The 21,903-nt window shown below is 39.4% G+C and carries 6 protein-coding genes; all 6 read left to right on the forward strand.

Going from position 1 to position 21,903, the window contains the following annotated elements; translation table 11 throughout:
- The first annotated feature begins 74 nt into the window (after nt 1–74).
- Complete coding sequence (locus tag GQ46_RS16845) at nt 75–13,073, forward strand: T9SS type B sorting domain-containing protein (protein ID WP_044404286.1); 12,999 nt, start codon at nt 75–77, stop codon at nt 13,071–13,073.
- 42 nt (nt 13,074–13,115) lie between these two features.
- Nucleotides 13,116–14,090 (forward strand): type IX secretion system membrane protein PorP/SprF, encoded by a 975-nt coding sequence (locus GQ46_RS16850; protein WP_044404289.1) that lies wholly within the window; start codon nt 13,116–13,118, stop codon nt 14,088–14,090.
- Nucleotides 14,091–14,213: 123 nt separating this feature from the next.
- Complete coding sequence (locus tag GQ46_RS16855; protein ID WP_082041785.1) at nt 14,214–20,663, forward strand: SprB repeat-containing protein; 6,450 nt, start codon at nt 14,214–14,216, stop codon at nt 20,661–20,663.
- Nucleotides 20,664–20,704: 41 nt separating this feature from the next.
- On the forward strand, nt 20,705–20,872 hold the full coding sequence (locus GQ46_RS18160; RefSeq protein ID WP_369793460.1) for a SprB repeat-containing protein: 168 nt from the start codon (nt 20,705–20,707) through the stop codon (nt 20,870–20,872).
- 128 nt (nt 20,873–21,000) lie between these two features.
- Nucleotides 21,001–21,783 (forward strand): hypothetical protein, encoded by a 783-nt coding sequence (locus tag GQ46_RS16860; RefSeq protein WP_369793461.1) that lies wholly within the window; start codon nt 21,001–21,003, stop codon nt 21,781–21,783.
- The coding region (locus GQ46_RS18010) for a hypothetical protein (RefSeq protein WP_231567365.1) at nt 21,722–21,903 on the forward strand (182 nt) is incomplete at its 3' end. The genes GQ46_RS16860 and GQ46_RS18010, both read left to right, overlap by 62 nt.

The following is a 21,903-nucleotide window of genomic DNA, read 5'->3' on the forward strand; positions in this document are numbered from 1 at the left end:
AAAATTAATTAATCCACCTATGACTCTTTTACAACATCCCTTAATTGTAAAATGGAATTATAAATATTAATATTATGAAAAGACCTACCTTTTATAGAATAGCTCTCATTGTTTCATTCCTTTTTATAGGACTACAATCTTATGCTCAAATTATCCCTTTTGGTGCTGATTTTGACGAAGATTTAAAAGGTGATATCCTTTTAATTGGAAACAATATTTTAGGACCCAATAATAATGCTTTTAATGATGATAATGCATACAACTCTGACGTTAATATGCAGTATATTGACATTGATGGAGATGCAACAACCTTTAATTCATCAAGTGCAGATTTAGAGATACCAAATCCTAATTGTTATGAAATACAATATGCTGCTTTATATTGGGGTGCGGTTGAACGAGACGCCAATCAAGATTTTAGAAACGTAAAATTTAGAGGTCCTACCGGAGGATATATAGATATTACTGGTGACGTAATATATGATAGAACAACAGCTACAGGAACAGAAATAGCAGGCAGTTTACCATATGCTTGTTTTGCTGATGTGACGAGTATTGTAACTGGTTTTGGAAATAATTTAGGGACCTATACAGTTGCGAATGTGGCATCAAGGCAAGGCTTTAATGGTGGTACTGGTCAGTCTGCTGGATGGTCTCTTTTTGTGGTTTATGAAGATCCAACACTTCCAGGTAAATCAATCACTAGTTTTAATGGTTTTGAAGTTATTAGTGTGGCTACTGGTGGAACTGTAGATGTTCCTGTAACTGGATTTAGAACCATTCCTACAGGACCAGTAAGAGCTAACTTTGCTTTCGCAACCTTGGAAGGAGATAGTCCAATTTCAGGAGATTTTTTGAGCTTGAATGGAACAAATTTATCAACAGTTGATCGTCCAGTAAATAACTTTTTCAACAGTTCTGTAACGCAATTAAGTGCATTACCAGTTAACAATAGAAACCCAAATAGTAGCAACACCTTAGGTTTTGATACCGGTATAATTGCAGTTCCAAATCCAGGGAACGGTGTTATTGATAACGGCGATACCTCTGCAATGGTGACTTTGGGAACCAATCAAGATACTTATTTTCAATATTTTTTCGCTTTTGCAGTTGAAATTATTGAACCTAATATTGTCCTTACTAAAATTGTTGAAGATGACTTAGGAAACGATGTTGGCGGACAAACGGTTGGTCTAGGTCAATCTTTAAATTATGTTATAGGTTTTCAAAATACAGGTAATGATGATGCTACTAATACCATTATAAGAGACATTCTTCCCTTAAATATTGTATTTAATTACCCCGCAGATTTAGTACTACCTGCAGGTGTAACCGTTGTTAGTTATGACGCAACGACAAGAGAAATTATTTTCAGTGTCGCAAATTATTTAGTAGAAATAGATGATCCTGTTTACGAAATACGTATTGAGACAGAAGTTGTTCAAAGTTGTAGCTTACTAGCAGATGCCTGTTCAAATACCATAAACAATCAAGCGTATGTAACCTACCAAGGAACTGATAATCCAGATTTTACAATCTCAGACGACCCTAGTTTTAGTACCAACACAGGGTGTTTAATTATCCCTCAAGCAACAAATTTTTTAGCAAATTTAGATGATTGTGTATTTACTCGAAATGAAACGCTTTGTGGTGCTAGTTTAGAGTTAACTGCTGCTAATGGTTACGATAGTTATTCATGGTCAACAAGTCCATCAGGTACCCCCGTTATTGGTACAACACAAACCATTACAGTGACAAGTCCAGGAACATACTATTCTTTTAATACAGCCATTGCGCCTTGCCAATCTATCGAGCAAGAATATGTAGTGACTAATTTTGGAAATACGGTAAACAACCCAGTTATTCCTTATGCAGATGAAGTTGTTATTTGCCCTAATGATGGAAAAGAATTACCTAATATTTATTTATGTGGCGCGAATGCTTCTACCTTGATTGAAACCGGCATCTCTGATGCTTCTTCAATTATCTGGGAACAATTAGATGAGACTAGTTGTGCTCCAGTAATAGATAGTGATTGTGCTAACGAAAATGCAGCATGTACCTGGAATCAGGTTGGAACTGGTCCAGATTTTTTAGCGAATACCTCAGGGCAATTCCGTTTAACTTTAAATTATGCAGGCGGTTGTTTTAACCAGTTCTATTTTAATGTCTATCAAAATTTATTAGCACCTGCTGTTACGGCAACCGATATTATTTGTACTACACCAGGGAGTATAACGGTAACAGGCGTACCAAATGGCTATGAGTATAGTTTAGATGGTACGACTTATCAAAGCAGTAATGTATTTTCAGTTACTACTGCAGGTCTTTATACTGTTTATATCAGACAACTAGGTGTATCAACAAACCCATGTGTTTTCACAGTTCCCGATATTCAAATTAGAGTTAGGAATTTTACGGTTTCAACGACTGTTACGCAACCTTTTTGTAATGGTGACTTAGGAAATATACAATTGGCAGCCAATGATGTGGATCCGCAGTATTTCTTTTCCATATATCAAGGCGCTACATTAATCAATAGTATAGGCCCTATAACCGGAAACAACTATACGTTTGGGAATTTAAATCCAGGGACTTATACTGTAAATGTAGAAACCGAAGATGGTTGTACTTATACAGAAGATGTAGAGATTATTGAGCCTGCGTTATTAACCGCTACATCGGCACTTACTATGCCATTAACCTGTACAGATGGAGAGATTACAGTTTATCCTGTAGGGGGGACGGCTCCTTATTTTTACTTTGTAAATAGCACAACGGATTTTCAAACGGTACCAGAAATAGTGGTAACAGCAGCAGGGACTTATAATATCACTGTTGTAGATTCTAATAACTGTGTAGCTAACACCTCAATCACGGTAGCAGCCACACCCGCACCAGAGTTCACCATTAGTAGTACAGACATATTATGTGCAGATGCACCCGATAGCGGCAGCATTACTATTAATGTGACTAATGCCAATGGTAACAGTTTGGCGTATAGTATAGATGGAGGCGTTACGTTTTCAAATGGTTCTATTTTCACAGGACTTAGCGCAGGAGATTATGATGTTGTCGTAGAATATACTTTGGGTAGCGATGTTTGTTTAACAGATCCACAAACGATAACCATTGCTGGCGCGACACCAATCACAGGTACAGCGACATTGAGCACACCTTACACGTGTACCACCAATGGAACGATAACGGTTACAGGCGTATCTGGAGGATTAGCACCTTATAGTTACAGTATTGATGGGGTTACTTTTCAAGTGGGTAACAGCTTTACAGGATTAACAGCCGGTACTTATACTATTACTGTTCAAGATGCTAATAATTGTACTTCAGTAGTTGGTACCATTACCATAGCGCCATTAGATCCACCAACAGATTTAATGTTCAGTAACACGGCATTAACCTGCCCGTCGAATACTTCAGATGTAACCATAACAACAACAGGCGGTACACCAACTTTAGAATACCAAATCATTGCACCAGCAGGAGCAGCAACGCCTTATCAAGCCTCAAACGTTTTCACAGGTCTGGCGCCAGGCACCTATACTTTTCAGGTGAACGATGCCAATGCTTGTACTTATAGCGAGTCTTATACAATTACAGCATTACCAGCCTTAACGGTAGTGGGCCAAAACCTAAACGACATTACTTGTTTTGGAGCTTCAGATGGTTCTATTCAATTTACAGTTTCTGGTTCTACAGGATTTAATTATACCTTAAATGGTGGCGCAAGTACAGCAGGTACTTCTCCACTAGTTTTAACAGGATTAGGAGCAGGAAGCTATACTATTGTCGTTACCGATACGGCTACAAATTGTGATGCTACAGCAACATTAACGGTAAACGCACCACCAGCAGCACTAGCGATGACCACAACAGTGAGTCCAATAACCTGTTTAGACAACGGCAGTGTTGTTATTAACGCTACAGGCGGTTGGGGCAGTAATATGTACAGTCTAACCTTACCAGATAGTTCTACATTAGGCCCACAAACCAGTAATACCTTTGTTAATTTAACCCAAGTAGGGACTTACATAGCAACGGTTGTAGATGCAAATGGTTGTACAGTAACAGATACCTTTGATTTAACAGCACCAACAGGACCTGTAGCTTCAATAAGCGTTACTTCAGATTTATGTTATGACACTACAAATGGCGCAACTTTAGAGGTTACAGCCTCAGGGGGTGTAGCACCTTATGAATACAATATCAATGGCGGCGCATTTCAGTCAAGTAATATTTTTACAAATGTAGTGCCAGGCACCTATACTATAATAGTAAGAGATGCTTATGGCTGTGAAGTCACTTTAACAAGCCAGACGATTGCACCACAGTTAACATTAACTACTGTTTTAACGAAAGATTTAGATTGTACGGCATCACCAGATGCAGTAATTACCGGTACTATAACAGGTGGTTATGCACCTTTTACTTATGCTGTTTCAATAAATAGTGGCGGCTATACTTCATTAGGAACAACAGGCAGCCCTTTTACTTACACAGCAAGTACAGCAGGAACGTATCAGTTTGAAGTAACGGATGCTGAAGGTTGTATAGCCGAATCAGGGATAACAACCATTGCAGCGATTACTAGCCCAACGGCAACGGCGACACCAGTGGCACCATTATGTTTTAATGGGACTAATGGCGAAGTACAATTATTTGCCTCAGGAGGATCAGGAGGTTATACTTTTAGTTTTAATGGTAGTGGGTTTACGACTCAATCGTTATATACTAATTTAAGTGGTAATGTTTCGTATAGCTACCAAGTACAAGATAGCAATGCGTGTTTATCACCAGTTTATACCATTAGCTTAACAAATCCAACAGAAGTAGAGGCGGCAGCGACTATCCCTACTAATACCACCTGTAGTGCTACAACAGTTATTACGGTAACGGCTACAGGGGGAACAGGAAGTTATAGCTATAGTTTTCAAGGCGGTGCTTACTCAAGTACGAGTACATATACAGTAAGTAATACCACCACAACACAGACAATCACCTATTCAGTACGCGATACTAATGGGTGTATAGATACAGAAACGATAGACATTCCCCCTTACAATCCAGTAACGGGAATGACCTTTGCAGATAATACAATTACTTGTAATAATACCACAACAGATGTAACGATAACACCAACAGGAGGTGTCGCGCCATTTACTTTTACAATTACAGCTCCAGCAGTAGCTACTGGTAATACCACGGGAGCTACTACAGGTATTTTCACAGGGTTAACACCAGGGAATTATACTTTTGAAGTTACTGACGCTAATGGTTGTGCGGTAAGTGCTTCTCATGTTATTGCTCCGGCTGTAAACCTAGCTGTTTCAGGTACAAAAACAGATGAAGTTTGTTTTGGAGCTTCAGATGGTCAGGCGATTTTCACGATTACCGATGTAAGTAGTCCAGGGAATTTTACCTATACTATTACACCAGCTTCAGGTACAGCGACACAAACAGGCGACATTGTTACTGTTACAGGTTTAGCAGCAGGCACCTACACGATTGATGTTACAGATATAACAACAGGATGTGTTGATTCGGCTTCAGTAACTATTAATGCCGCAACACAAATTAATTTTACAGTATCAGCCACTAATGTGAACTGTAATAATCCAATTTCAACACTAAGCTTCCCAACCTTAACAGGTGGAAGTCCAGGATATACCTATGCGTATGTTGCTTCAGGCAGTCCAGCGCCAGCGTTAGGGGCTTATAGTAATGGAACGACTGTAGATACTTCTGTATTGGGATTAACTATAGATGTTTATGTAAAAGATACTAACGATTGTGTGGTTATGATACCAGTAACAATTATTAGTGATCCTACACCTACGGTGACACTCGCAGTTGATAATCAATGTACGGCCTCTGGTAGTAATTACACCATTACCGCTTCTGCAAGTTCAGGCGTGGCACCATATACCTATAGTATTGATGGGATCAATTTCCAAACCAGTGCTACATTTACTGTGTCACCAGGAACGTATACGGTTACGGTTAGAGATGCTAATGGGTGTACAGCAGTGAGTAATACGGTTACTGTTTATCCACAGTTAACCTTAACTACTGTTATTACTAAAGATTTAGATTGTACAGCATCACCAGATGCTATTATTACAGGAACTATTAACGGCGGTTCTACTCCTTTCACCTATTCAGTATCAATAAATAGTGGGGGGTATACCTCACTGGGAGCCACCGGTTCTCCATTTACTTATAGTACATCAACAGCAGGCACGTATCAATTTCAAGTAACAGATGCCAATGGATGTACTACAGAATCTGTTGTAAATACAATAGATGCCTTAGTTCCTGTAACCACGGCAAACACCTTTGTAGATCCTACTTGTAATGGTGATACTAATGGTTCTATTACCTTAAATGCTACCGCTGGAGATGCTCCTTTTACTTACAGTATTGATGGTGGTGCTACTTTCGTAGCGTCAAATGTCTTTGGCGGCTTAAGTGCAGGCACTTATAATTACGTAGTAAGAGATAGTAAACAATGTGAGGACTCTGGAAGCATTACTCTAACAGATCCAGCACCTATTAGCGTTACAATTGTTAGAAATGCAATACAGTGTAATGCCAATATCCCAGGTAGTTTAGATATTACTATTGATTCTGGAGGCGTGGCCCCTTATACTTATAGTTTGTATGACAATACCAATACTCAAATTGGAGTTAGTGTAACAACAGCCTCAACCACCCATACGTTCTCTGGTTTATCTTTTGGAGATTACTATGTCACTATAGTTGACGCTAATGGTTGTGATTATAGAAGTAGTGTACAACGCATAGAGACCCCACCAAATATTAGTTTAACGAGTAACACCAGTACGGGAACTTGTGCCACAGGAGCAGAAGTTACTATAAGTGTTATTACTGGAGCACCTAACTTTACCTATTCAATATTTGGACAACCACTAACAGCCGTTGGACCAACACCAGCGACATCCCACACCTTTACAGGATTAGATCATGGAACGACCTACTTCTTTCAGGTTGAAGATGCAGGAAATTGTTTTTCAGTCATTGAAGTAACGACACCAACGCTATCAGCAATTAATATTTCAGCTTTAACAACTACAGATGTTTTATGTAATGGCGATGCTAATGGAGAGATTACTTTCACAGTCTCAGATTATGATGCCTCAGTAACAGCATTATATTATGAAGTTCGCGATGAGTTAACTAATCTACCAATAGCGCCACCAGTAAATGGCACGTTCGTAGGTTTAACCGGAGCTCCTGCCAGTGGTACTATAACAGGGTTAGCTGCAGGTAACTATACGTTATTTGTAGAAGAGACTAATGGTACATTATGTACTACTTCACAGACCTTCCAAATAACAGGACCTATCCAAGCGCTTAGTGCATCGGTTACCAATAATGTAAATGCAAATTGTAATACAGGAGCCCAAGTGACTATTACAGCAACAGGGGGAACAGGACCGTATCAATACGCCTATGCGCCTTCACCTACTGTACCAACAGTGTTTAATGGCAATAATGTTCTTAATTTAGATCCTGCTATAGCGACCAATTGGGACATCATAGTTAGAGATGCTAACGGTTGTGAATTCCCACTTTCGGTAATAATTGCAGAAGATGCAGTACCAACAATAGATCCAGTAGCCGCACAATGTTATGTAGGTTCTCCTTTAAATATTACCTTATCAGGCACAACGTATAATGGAACAGCGACTTACAGTATAGGAGGTCCATTTCAAAGCAGTCCAAACTTTACAATAACAACACCAGGGACTTATACCCTTAGCATCCAAGATGATAATGGATGTGTAGCAACAACCCCTTATGTTGTTAATGACCAGCTGATATTAAGCGCAGCCTTAACTAAGGACTTAGATTGTACAGCAACCCCTGATGCTACTATCACATTAACAGCAACGGGCGGAGATACCGTGTATACCTATGAAGTATCCACCGATGGTGGTGCGACCTATAGCCCAATGGGTTCTAATGTATATACCGCTACTACTGCAGGTACCTACACTTTTAGTGTAACAGATGGCGCGGGATGTGAAGCCACAACAACGTATGTTTTAGATCCAATTCCAGCTATTGTTTTTACTACCGTAGAAACCGATGTAAGCTGTAATGGCGGAAGTGATGGTAGTATTAGCGTAACTGTTACAGGAGGAGCTGGTCCTTTCCAATACCAATTGGACGCAGGAGCCCTTCAGAATTCAAATGTATTTACAGGCTTATCACAAGGGACTACTTATATTATTACTGTAATAGATGCGCAATCGTGTACACAAGCAAGTGCGCCAATAACCATAAGTGAACCAACAGTATTAAGCGCTTCAGCTACATTATCTGTAAATACGACCTGTGATGTAGAGACTATAATCACCGTATTAGGACAAGATGGGACGCCTACGGGAACAGGAACAGGTTATTACTATAGTTTTAATGGCAATGGCTTTACCACAACAAATACTTACACGGTTAATAATAATGGCAGCGTTCAAACGGTTAATTATATTGTAAGAGATGCTAATGGCTGTGAAGTACCAGGTTCAGTAAACGTAGATCCATTGGATCCACCTACCGACTTAGACTTTAGCGCCACAGCAATTACCTGTTTAGTGTCTACTAGTGATGTAACGTTAACAACAACCAATGGTGTAACACCATTGAGTTATGAAATTCTATCACCAGCAAGTGCTACAACTAATACAACGGGCGCTTCAACAGGAATATTTACTGGCTTACCAGCAGATGACTATATTTTCCAAGTAACCGATGCCAATGGGTGTACTTACCAAGAGCTATACACTGTTGCAGACGTTGAAAATATTACTGTTACAGGCCAATTAATTAGCGATGTGACTTGTAATCCAGGAGCAAATGGAGAAGTCTTATTTACTATTTCCAACTTTGCAGGGACTTATAGCTATTCTATTAACGGGGCTCCAGCAGTAACCGGGCAATCAAGTCCAACGGTTACGGTTTCTGGCTTAACAGGACCAAGCACCCAAACAATAGTAGTTACCGATGAAACTACGGGTTGTCAATCAACAACATCAGTTGATGTAGCACAACCAGCAGCCTTAGGTTTAATCTTAGATACGAATATTAATGCGACCTGTAATATGGGAGCACAAGTAAGTGTTATTGCTTCAGGAGGTATTACTCCATATTCATACTCTTTTGTAGTAAGCGGTAGTCCAGCAGGACCTTATTCGTCTTCAAATACAGCGATTTTAGATCCTGCGGTTTCAACGACATGGGACGTGTATGTTCAAGATGGTAATGCTTGTGTTATAACCACACCATTAACCGTTACTATTGCAACAGACCCAGTGCCTTCAGGAATCACAATTTCAGGATTAAGTCAATGCCCAAGTGCAACAAACGACTATACCTTTACAGTAAACGTTGGTAGTGGAATAGCCCCTTATGAATATAGTATAGGCAACGGATTCCAAACGAGTCCAACCTTTACGGTGAACAGCTCAGGAAACTATATTGTAACGGTAAGAGATGCCAATGGGTGTACCAATACAATACCTGTTGATATTTTACCAGCTTTAGAATTTTCAGCAAGCATAAGCACTTTACCAAGCTGTTCAGATGATGACGGGGAAATTACGGTAACCGGTTCAGGAGGTTCAGGTACTTATAGCTATTCTATAAACCCAAATACAGGAATTACTTTTGCAGGTAATGTGTTTTCAGGCGTACCATCAGGGACGTTTACTGTAACGATGACAGATACTACAACGGGATGTACAGAAGACATCAGCTTAACCTTAGGGGCAGCGACACCGGTAACATTCACTACGTCTGTAAACGATGTAAGTTGTAACGGCGGTAGTGATGGTTTGATTACGGTTACTTTACCAGCGAGTAATGATAATCCAGTGTATACTTATGAGATAACGGCACCTATAGTTGTAGGCCCGCAAAACTCTAATGTATTTGCAGGATTACCAGCAGGTACCTATACAGTACAGGTAAATTCAGGTAGAGGCTGTTTAGAAACTGCAGATGTTGTGGTTGGTGAACCTGTTTTATTAGACGTTTCAGCCACAGCAACAGATTTTGCTTGTGCAGCAAATAATTCAGTGAATACGTCTACCATAACCATTACAGAAACAGGTGGTACAGCACCTTATACTTATAGTATTAACGGTACTAATTATTTCACGACCAATATTTTTGACATTAGCGATACAGGAAGCGTGCAAAACTTTACGGTCTATGTACAGGATGCTAATGGCTGTATTGCAACAAATACTGTTGCCATCGCACCATTACCAGTAATAACAGATGCTATTGTAACAATTAATTCGCCAATAGACTGTAATACTACCGGTTCGGTGATTATTACTGTTACAGGAGGTTCAGGGAATTTCACTTACCAGATGTTACCAAATGGAACAGCACAAGGTTCAAATATCTTTGCGATCACAACCCCTGGCACTTATTATTTCCAGGTGAATGATTTAGATACGGGTTGTACCTTTGCAACAGCGCCTTTTATAGTGGCTCCGTTTGATACAGTAGATGCCGTAGCGACAGCGACGACACCAGTAACGTGTTTTGGAGATACCAATGGAACCTTAGAAATTAATGTAAGTGGCTATACTGGTAACTATACTTATGAAGTCTTTGACGCTTCAGGAACTTCGGTAGGAGGAGTAGTAGCGGCTAATACAGCAACAAATCCACAAGTGATTACAGGCTTATCAGGCGGTAATTACACCGTAGAAGTTGTAGAAACCGACAGTCCGTTTTGTACCACAACAACCAATACGGTTACTATTGGTTCACCAGCTAGTGCTCTAACAGTAACAGCTACAGAAACTTCCAATGTTACCTGTACCAATACTCAAGGGACTATTAACGCGGTTGCCAGTGGCGGTTGGGGTAATTATCAATATGAGTTAACAGGGGCAGCTACAGTGCCATATTCTACTAATGGTACCTTTGAAGGCTTATCAGCAGGAACTTACACAGTAAACGTTATAGATTCAGCAGGCTGTATCGCATCAGATACAGTGACCCTTGATGAACCAACACCAATAACAGCAACGTTTACACCAAGTACTACGATGCTCCCTTGTTTTGGAGATACCAATGCGAGTATTACGGTAAGTAATGTCACTGGCGGACAAGGCAGTAATTATGTTTATATATTAAACACGACCTCCCCAGTACCGAGCGCCTCAGGGCCTCAATCTTCACCAGTATTTGATGGGCTAGGAGCAGGCACGTATAGTGTTAGTGTTACCGATGGGTATAGTTGTCTTGTGACTTCTGTAGATATCGTTATATCACCACCCACTCAGGTAGAAGCGAGTTTAGTAGTAAACGCAACACAAAGCTGTTTAACGGAGTCAACGCTAACCCTGAATGCTAATGGAGGCACAGGGCCATACAGCTATAGTGAAGACAGTACCTTCACAACCGTGTTAGGTTCATTTGTATCATCGACCACGTTTTCAGTACCAGTAGGAACGTATTCTTATTATGTTCAGGATGCCAATGGTTGTATCTCTAATGTATCGAATGACATTACTATAGAACCGTTACCAACGTTAGTCCTTAATTTAGTATCCTCTAATCCAACCATTAACTGTGCTGGAGATAATACAGGAATGATAAGTGCAACAGCAGAAGGCGGTTTAGGCAACTATGTGTATACCTTAGAAGATACATCAGGAAATCCAATACCAGCGACTCAAAACAGCCCAGGGATCTTTACAGAACTAGTGGCAGGGACTTATGTGGTTCATGTGGATAGCGGCGATTGTGAGTCTACCACAGCACCAATAACAATAACCGAACCAGCTAACCCATTAGCAGTTACTTTCGTTGTTACAGATGTTCAATGTTTTGGAGCTAATAATGGTACGATAGAGATCACGGCTACAGGAGGTACAGGGATTATAAAATATGCCATCTCACCACAGTTGAATCAATTTTTTGAGACGAATATATTTGATAATCTATCACAAGGCACTTATGATGTTATTGTACAAGATGAGTTAGGCTGTTATGTGATTATTAATTTCACGGTATCAGAACCAGCAGCAGTGCTTCTTAATATTGTAGCTAATTCAATTATACCAGAGGTTTGTGAAGGCGATAATGATGGCGAGTTTAGTATAGAGCTCTCAGGCGGAACAGAACCTTACAGTGTAAGTTTAGACGATTATAATGGCGTTTACACGGTAGGCGCTATAGGTCAAACCCAGTTTGATTTTACAGGCTTAGCAGGTGGCGACCACATTGTCTATGTTCGTGATAGCGCGAGTTGTGAATCAGAATGGAATATCACCTTCCCAGAATCGGTAAGATTAGACCCAGAAGTGGTCATTGATTATACGTGTATAGACAATGCAGCAGCTAATACGGTTAGCGTTAGTGTAGATGAGAGTATCACAGATCTTACAGATGTAGATTATTCATTAGACGGCGCAGCTTACCAAGCGAGTAATGTCTTTATCAATGTCGCAGCAGGGGTAGGACATTATATAGATGTAAGACATACCAATGGTTGTATTGTACGAACAGAGTTATTTGATATTATAGGCTTTGCTCCTTTAACACTAACCTTAAGTCAAGGCGGGTTAAATGAGATTGTAGCAGAGGCCAATGGGGGTGCTACACCATACCAGTTCACATTAAATGGAGAAGATTATGGTAGCACCAATACCTTTATTATATATGCTTCAGGCGTTTATAGGGTAACTGTTACAGATAATAACGGTTGTACAGCAGAAGCCGAAATACCAATGGAGTTTATAGATGTTTGTATACCAAATTATTTCACACCAAATGGTGACGGCGTTGCTGATGGTTGGGGCCCAGGCTGTGCAGAGATTTACAGAAATCTTGAAGTAGATATCTTCGATAGATATGGTCGTAAAGTAGCGGTCTTACGCGTAGGAGAATACTGGGATGGTAAATATGAAGACAAAGAATTACCAACTGGAGATTACTGGTATGTCGTGAAGTTAAATAGTTCAGAAAACGAGCGTGATTTTGTAGGTCATTTCACACTATATAGATAATCATAACAGATAGGGATGTTATCTTAAAAAAAAATAATCCAAATGAAAAAAGTACTAACATATATATTTTTACTGGTATTACTCAAAGGGTATGCTCAGGAATTAAATTTACCAGTTTGGACGCAATATTTAGCAGATAACGATTTTGTAATCTCACCTACTTATGCGGGTATTGGCGATAATTTAAGAATACGCGCCAACGGCTTAACCCAATGGGTAGGGATCAAAGATGCGCCAGATAACCAGTCGTTGTTTGCCGATTTTAGAATCGCAGACCGCTCGGGTATTGGTTTATCCTTGTATAACGATAAGAATGGAAACACGCGTCAAAAAGGGCTTAAATTCTCTTTTGCCCAGCATTTAATTTTAGACTACAAATCCAAACAGTATTTGTCTTTAGGACTCTCTTATAATCTGAATAGTTTTAAAATAGACATTAACAACTTTGAGGGTAGTTATGAAATGCCTATTGTCGATCCAAGTATTGTTGATGACCGTTCGATATCAAACCATAACTTTGATGTAGGCGCACTATACCGCTACAAGGACTATTATTTAAGTTTAAATGCGAATAATATCTTACCCAAGGACATCGATAATTTTACAGGCATAGAACCAAGTTTACTATTAAACTACCAGGTATATACGGGTTATGTGATGAAAAGTCCGTCCAATAAAAATGTTGAATTTGAACCCTCTCTTTACTATCAGTTATTTAGTAGTGACGGGCGTTCAAGTACGGATATAAACTTTAAATACCGAAAATTTAGCAGGAATGAAAATTATTACTGGGTTGGCGCCTCTTATCGTTTTCTTAATGATCAGTTTTTTGAGCCTTTAAACCTAGGTCCTATGGCAGGCATCATGCAAAATAAATTTTACTTTGCGTATTCTTACCAAATGACCATGAATGATTTATCAGGATACAACTCAGGAACGCATATGATTACCATAGGTATCGATTTTCTACAAGGTATGAGTAATTGTCCGTGTACAAAATCAACGGTACGGCACTAGGTGATTTCTATGTCTGTATATTATTGTATATTAGCAAACTAATTAATAATACTAATACTTAAAAACCACACTTTTTATTCTATACCCCAATAGGTAAAACGTGCACACCAAATATAATACTTAATGAAAAATCCTACTTATACTAAACTAATGTTTTCGTTATATTTTTTTGTAGAAAGTTATTTTAAAAGAACAGTTCTTCTTTTATGTTCTTTTTTTAGAAAATTTAAATTTTTAAATCTTTCAACTGGTCTTTTAAAACAAAAAAAAACGGCATGCAAGTTAGTATTGTTTTTTGCATTATTGGCTAGTACAAATGCGTTTAGTCAATTGGCCGTACCTTTTTCACCTAGATTAGATGGTGGAAATATCAAGGTGAAAGGAGATGTCGTATTTATAGGAAACAGCATTATTGCGGGAGAAGGGTATACCTTACCTTATAATGGTAATGCCAATAATAACAATACCGAAGGTATTTATATCAATGTTGAAAGTGGTGGAGACCCTTCAATCTTTAGTTCAAGTAGTGCAGGATTAGCAATTTCTAGTTCTTGTAAACAAGTCGTTTATGCGGGTTTATATTGGGCTTCTGTCTATCCCTACGAAGAAAGTACTAACCCTAACACACAATTTGACGGTACACCAAGATTTGAAGATTGGAATGAAATAAAATTTAAGTTGCCAACAGGGGGATTTATTGATTTAGTAGCAGATGATAATCCTGATCCTGCTGGAGAAGAAGATGATATTATTTTTGACGGCTATCAATATTATGGGTCAACTCCACAACAATCTTTTAAAGACTCTCCCATCATTTGTTATAAAAATGTCACAAATTTATTACAAGGTTTAGGTGACGCGAATGGCGACTACACGGTTGCCAATCTTAGAGCTTCAAGAGGCAGAAGAACCGGAGGTTGCTCTGCAGGTTGGACGCTTGTGGTTATTTATGAAGATCCTACACTCCCAAGTAAATATATTACTACGTTTGATGGTTATGCTGGTGTACAAGGTTCAACTGTTCTAGATATTCCTGTTTCCGGGTATCAAACCTTACCCATTCCTTTTCCCGTAAGGGCAAACATTGGCGTTGGTGCTTTAGAAGGCGATTTGGGAATTCGAGGTGATTCTTTTCGGTTTAAAGCGACCACTAGTCCAGGAGCCAATTATACAGCATTAAGTGATGCAGTAAATCCAGCGAACAACTTTTTCAACTCCAATATTAGCTTGAATGGTGTTCAAAACACCAATAGAAACCCAGCCAGTCTAAACACCTTAGGATTGGATATTAATAATGTTTTAGTGCCTAATCCCTCTAATACGGTTATTCCAAATAATTCTAGTTCTGGTGACTTAAGATTGACTACAAGTGGTGATGGTTATGGAGCATTTGTTGCTTCCTTTGCCGTCGAAATAATTGAGCCTGATATTATCCTTACTAAAATTGTTGAAGATGATTTAGGAAACAATGTGGGTAATCAAACGGTTGGTCTAGGTCAATCTTTAAATTACGTCATAGGTTTTCAAAATACAGGTAATGAAGATGCGGTAAATTTTACTATAAGAGACATCCTTCCAATAAATATTGTTTTCAATTACCCATCAGATTTAGTATTACCTGCAGGCGTAACTGTTGCTAGTTATAATCCTACCACAAGAGAAATTATTTTTAATATAGCAGATTATTTGGTAGAAATAGGTGATCCTGTTTATGAAATACGTATTGAGACAAATGTCGTGGTAAGCTGTAGTTTGTTAGTTGATGTATGTTCTGACACCATTAATAATCAGGCTTTTGCTACTTATGGTAGTGCATTAGATCCTAGTTTTATTATCTCAGACGATCCTAGTTATAGTACCAACACAGGGTGTTTAATAATACCTCAAGCAACAAATTTTTTAGCAGATTTAGATGATTGTTCATTTACTCAAAATGAAACGCTCTGTGGTGCCAGTTTAGACATAACAGCAGGTAGCGGTTATGATAGTTATTCATGGTCAACAAGTCCATCAGGGACACCAGTTATTGGTACTACCCAAACCATTACAGTGACAAGTCCTGGAACATATTATTCGTTCAATACAGCTCTAGCCCCTTGCCAATCTATAGAGCAAGAATATGTAGTGACTAATTTTGGAAATACGGTAAATAATCCCGTAATTCCTTATGCAGATGAAGTTGTTATTTGCCCTAACGATGGAAAAGAATTGCCTAATATTTATTTATGTGGCGCGAATGCTTCTACATTGATTGAAACCGGCATCTCGGATGCTTCTTCAATTATCTGGGAACAATTAGATGAGACTAGTTGTGCTCCAGTAATAGATAGTGATTGTGCTAACGAAAATGCAGCATGTACCTGGAATCAGGTTGGAACTGGTCCAGATTTTTTAGCGAATACCTCAGGGCAATTCCGTTTAACTTTAAATTATGCAGGCGGTTGTTTTAACCAGTTCTATTTTAATGTCTATCAAAATTTATTAGCACCTGCTGTTACGGCAACCGATATTATTTGTACTACACCAGGGAGTATAACGGTAACAGGCGTACCAAATGGCTATGAGTATAGTTTAGATGGTACGACTTATCAAAGCAGTAATGTATTTTCAGTTACTACTGCAGGTCTTTATACTGTTTATATCAGACAACTAGGTGTATCAACAAACCCATGTGTTTTCACAGTTCCCGATATTCAAATTAGAGTTAGGAATTTTACGGTTTCAACGACTGTTACGCAACCTTTTTGTAATGGTGACTTAGGAAATATACAATTGGCAGCCAATGATGTGGATCCGCAGTATTTCTTTTCTATATATCAAGGCGCTACATTAATCAATAGTATAGGCCCTATAAGTGGAAACAACTATACGTTTGGGAATTTAAATCCAGGGACTTATACTGTAAATGTAGAAACCGAAGATGGTTGTACTTATACAGAAGATGTAGAGATTATTGAGCCTGCGTTATTAACCGCTACATCGGCACTTACTATGCCATTAACCTGTACAGATGGAGAGATTACAGTTTATCCTGTAGGGGGGACGGCTCCTTATTTTTACTTTGTAAATAGCACAACGGATTTTCAAACGGTACCAGAAATAGTGGTAACAGCAGCAGGGACTTATAATATCACTGTTGTAGATTCTAATAACTGTGTAGCTAACACCTCAATCACGGTAGCAGCCACACCCGCACCAGAGTTCACCATTAGTAGTACAGACATATTATGTGCAGATGCACCCGATAGCGGCAGCATTACTATTAATGTGACTAATGCCAATGGTAACAGTTTGGCGTATAGTATAGATGGAGGCGTTACGTTTTCAAATGGTTCTATTTTCACAGGACTTAGCGCAGGAGATTATGATGTTGTCGTAGAATATACTTTGGGTAGCGATGTTTGTTTAACAGATCCACAAACGATAACCATTGCTGGCGCGACACCAATCACAGGTACAGCGACATTGAGCACACCTTACACGTGTACCACCAATGGAACGATAACGGTTACAGGCGTATCTGGAGGATTAGCACCTTATAGTTACAGTATTGATGGGGTTACTTTTCAAGTGGGTAACAGCTTTACAGGATTAACAGCCGGTACTTATACTATTACTGTTCAAGATGCTAATAATTGTACTTCAGTAGTTGGTACCATTACCATAGCGCCATTAGATCCACCAACAGATTTAATGTTCAGTAACACGGCATTAACCTGCCCGTCGAATACTTCAGATGTAACCATAACAACAACAGGCGGTACACCAACTTTAGAATACCAAATCATTGCACCAGCAGGAGCAGCAACGCCTTATCAAGCCTCAAACGTTTTCACAGGTCTGGCGCCAGGCACCTATACTTTTCAGGTGAACGATGCCAATGCTTGTACTTATAGCGAGTCTTATACAATTACAGCATTACCAGCCTTAACGGTAGTGGGCCAAAACCTAAACGACATTACTTGTTTTGGAGCTTCAGATGGTTCTATTCAATTTACAGTTTCTGGTTCTACAGGATTTAATTATACCTTAAATGGTGGCGCAAGTACAGCAGGTACTTCTCCACTAGTTTTAACAGGATTAGGAGCAGGAAGCTATACTATTGTCGTTACCGATACGGCTACAAATTGTGATGCTACAGCAACATTAACGGTAAACGCACCACCAGCAGCACTAGCGATGACCACAACAGTGAGTCCAATAACCTGTTTAGACAACGGCAGTGTTGTTATTAACGCTACAGGCGGTTGGGGCAGTAATATGTACAGTCTAACCTTACCAGATAGTTCTACATTAGGCCCACAAACCAGTAATACCTTTGTTAATTTAACCCAAGTAGGGACTTACATAGCAACGGTTGTAGATGCAAATGGTTGTACAGTAACAGATACCTTTGATTTAACAGCACCAACAGGACCTGTAGCTTCAATAAGCGTTACTTCAGATTTATGTTATGACACTACAAATGGCGCAACTTTAGAGGTTACAGCCTCAGGGGGTGTAGCACCTTATGAATACAATATCAATGGCGGCGCATTTCAGTCAAGTAATATTTTTACAAATGTAGTGCCAGGCACCTATACTATAATAGTAAGAGATGCTTATGGCTGTGAAGTCACTTTAACAAGCCAGACGATTGCACCACAGTTAACATTAACTACTGTTTTAACGAAAGATTTAGATTGTACGGCATCACCAGATGCAGTAATTACCGGTACTATAACAGGTGGTTATGCACCTTTTACTTATGCTGTTTCAATAAATAGTGGCGGCTATACTTCATTAGGAACAACAGGCAGCCCTTTTACTTACACAGCAAGTACAGCAGGAACGTATCAGTTTGAAGTAACGGATGCTGAAGGTTGTATAGCCGAATCAGGGATAACAACCATTGCAGCGATTACTAGCCCAACGGCAACGGCGACACCAGTGGCACCATTATGTTTTAATGGGACTAATGGCGAAGTACAATTATTTGCCTCAGGAGGATCAGGAGGTTATACTTTTAGTTTTAATGGTAGTGGGTTTACGACTCAATCGTTATATACTAATTTAAGTGGTAATGTTTCGTATAGCTACCAAGTACAAGATAGCAATGCGTGTTTATCACCAGTTTATACCATTAGCTTAACAAATCCAACAGAAGTAGAGGCGGCAGCGACTATCCCTACTAATACCACCTGTAGTGCTACAACAGTTATTACGGTAACGGCTACAGGGGGAACAGGAAGTTATAGCTATAGTTTTCAAGGCGGTGCTTACTCAAGTACGAGTACATATACAGTAAGTAATACCACCACAACACAGACAATCACCTATTCAGTACGCGATACTAATGGGTGTATAGATACAGAAACGATAGACATTCCCCCTTACAATCCAGTAACGGGAATGACCTTTGCAGATAATACAATTACTTGTAATAATACCACAACAGATGTAACGATAACACCAACAGGAGGTGTCGCGCCATTTACTTTTACAATTACAGCTCCAGCAGTAGCTACTGGTAATACCACGGGAGCTACTACAGGTATTTTCACAGGGTTAACACCAGGGAATTATACTTTTGAAGTTACTGACGCTAATGGTTGTGCGGTAAGTGCTTCTCATGTTATTGCTCCGGCTGTAAACCTAGCTGTTTCAGGTACAAAAACAGATGAAGTTTGTTTTGGAGCTTCAGATGGTCAGGCGATTTTCACGATTACCGATGTAAGTAGTCCAGGGAATTTTACCTATACTATTACACCAGCTTCAGGTACAGCGACACAAACAGGCGACATTGTTACTGTTACAGGTTTAGCAGCAGGCACCTACACGATTGATGTTACAGATATAACAACAGGATGTGTTGATTCGGCTTCAGTAACTATTAATGCCGCAACACAAATTAATTTTACAGTATCAGCCACTAATGTGAACTGTAATAATCCAATTTCAACACTAAGCTTCCCAACCTTAACAGGTGGAAGTCCAGGATATACCTATGCGTATGTTGCTTCAGGCAGTCCAGCGCCAGCGTTAGGGGCTTATAGTAATGGAACGACTGTAGATACTTCTGTATTGGGATTAACTATAGATGTTTATGTAAAAGATACTAACGATTGTGTGGTTATGATACCAGTAACAATTATTAGTGATCCTACACCTACGGTGACACTCGCAGTTGATAATCAATGTACGGCCTCTGGTAGTAATTACACCATTACCGCTTCTGCAAGTTCAGGCGTGGCACCATATACCTATAGTATTGATGGGATCAATTTCCAAACCAGTGCTACATTTACTGTGTCACCAGGAACGTATACGGTTACGGTTAGAGATGCTAATGGGTGTACAGCAGTGAGTAATACGGTTACTGTTTATCCACAGTTAACCTTAACTACTGTTATTACTAAAGATTTAGATTGTACAGCATCACCAGATGCTATTATTACAGGAACTATTAACGGCGGTTCTACTCCTTTCACCTATTCAGTATCAATAAATAGTGGGGGTATACCTCACTGGGAGCCACCGGTTCTCCATTTACTTATAGTACATCAACAGCAGGCACGTATCAATTTCAAGTAACAGATGCCAATGGATGTACTACAGAATCTGTTGTAAATACAATAGATGCCTTAGTTCCTGTAACCACGGCAAACACCTTTGTAGATCCTACTTGTAATGGTGATACTAATGGTTCTATTACCTTAAATGCTACCGCTGGAGATGCTCCTTTTACTTACAGTATTGATGGTGGTGCTACTTTCGTAGCGTCAAATGTCTTTGCGGCTTAAGTGCAGGCACTTATAATTACGTAGTAAGAGATAGTAAACAATGTGAGGACTCTGGAAGCATTACTCTAACAGATCCAGCACCTATTAGCGTTACAATTGTTAGAAATGCAATACAGTGTAATGCCAATATCCCAGGTAGTTTAGATATTACTATTGATTCTGGAGGCGTGGCCCCTTATACTTATAGTTTGTATGACAATACCAATACTCAAATTGGAGTTAGTGTAACAACAGCCTCAACCACCCATACGTTCTCTGGTTTATCTTTTGGAGATTACTATGTCACTATAGTTGACGCTAATGGTTGTGATTATAGAAGTAGTGTACAACGCATAGAGACCCCACCAAATATTAGTTTAACGAGTAACACCAGTACGGGAACTTGTGCCACAGGAGCAGAAGTTACTATAAGTGTTATTACTGGAGCACCTAACTTTACCTATTCAATATTTGGACAACCACTAACAGCCGTTGGACCAACACCAGCGACATCCCACACCTTTACAGGATTAGATCATGGAACGACCTACTTCTTTCAGGTTGAAGATGCAGGAAATTGTTTTTCAGTCATTGAAGTAACGACACCAACGCTATCAGCAATTAATATTTCAGCTTTAACAACTACAGATGTTTTATGTAATGGCGATGCTAATGGAGAGATTACTTTCACAGTCTCAGATTATGATGCCTCAGTAACAGCATTATATTATGAAGTTCGCGATGAGTTAACTAATCTACCAATAGCGCCACCAGTAAATGGCACGTTCGTAGGTTTAACCGGAGCTCCTGCCAGTGGTACTATAACAGGGTTAGCTGCAGGTAACTATACGTTATTTGTAGAAGAGACTAATGGTACATTATGTACTACTTCACAGACCTTCCAAAATAACAGGACCTATCCAAGCGCTTAGTGCATCGGTTACCAATAATGTAAATGCAAATTGTAATACAGGAGCCCAAGTGACTATTACAGCAACAGGGGGAACAGGACCGTATCAATACGCCTATGCGCCTTCACCTACTGTACCAAC

Source organism: Lacinutrix sp. Hel_I_90 (genome assembly GCF_000934685.1).
In the GTDB taxonomy this organism is placed as follows: Bacteria; Bacteroidota; Bacteroidia; order Flavobacteriales; family Flavobacteriaceae; genus Lacinutrix.

What these genes read in the sequence shown, in the direction of transcription:
- GQ46_RS16845 (WP_044404286.1), top strand. Translation starts at nt 75, where the DNA reads ATGAAAAGACCTACCTTTTATAGAATAGCTCTCATTGTTTCATTCCTT.
- GQ46_RS16850 (WP_044404289.1), top strand. Translation starts at nt 13,116, where the DNA reads ATGAAAAAAGTACTAACATATATATTTTTACTGGTATTACTCAAAGGG.
- GQ46_RS16855 (WP_082041785.1), top strand. Translation starts at nt 14,214, where the DNA reads ATGAAAAATCCTACTTATACTAAACTAATGTTTTCGTTATATTTTTTT.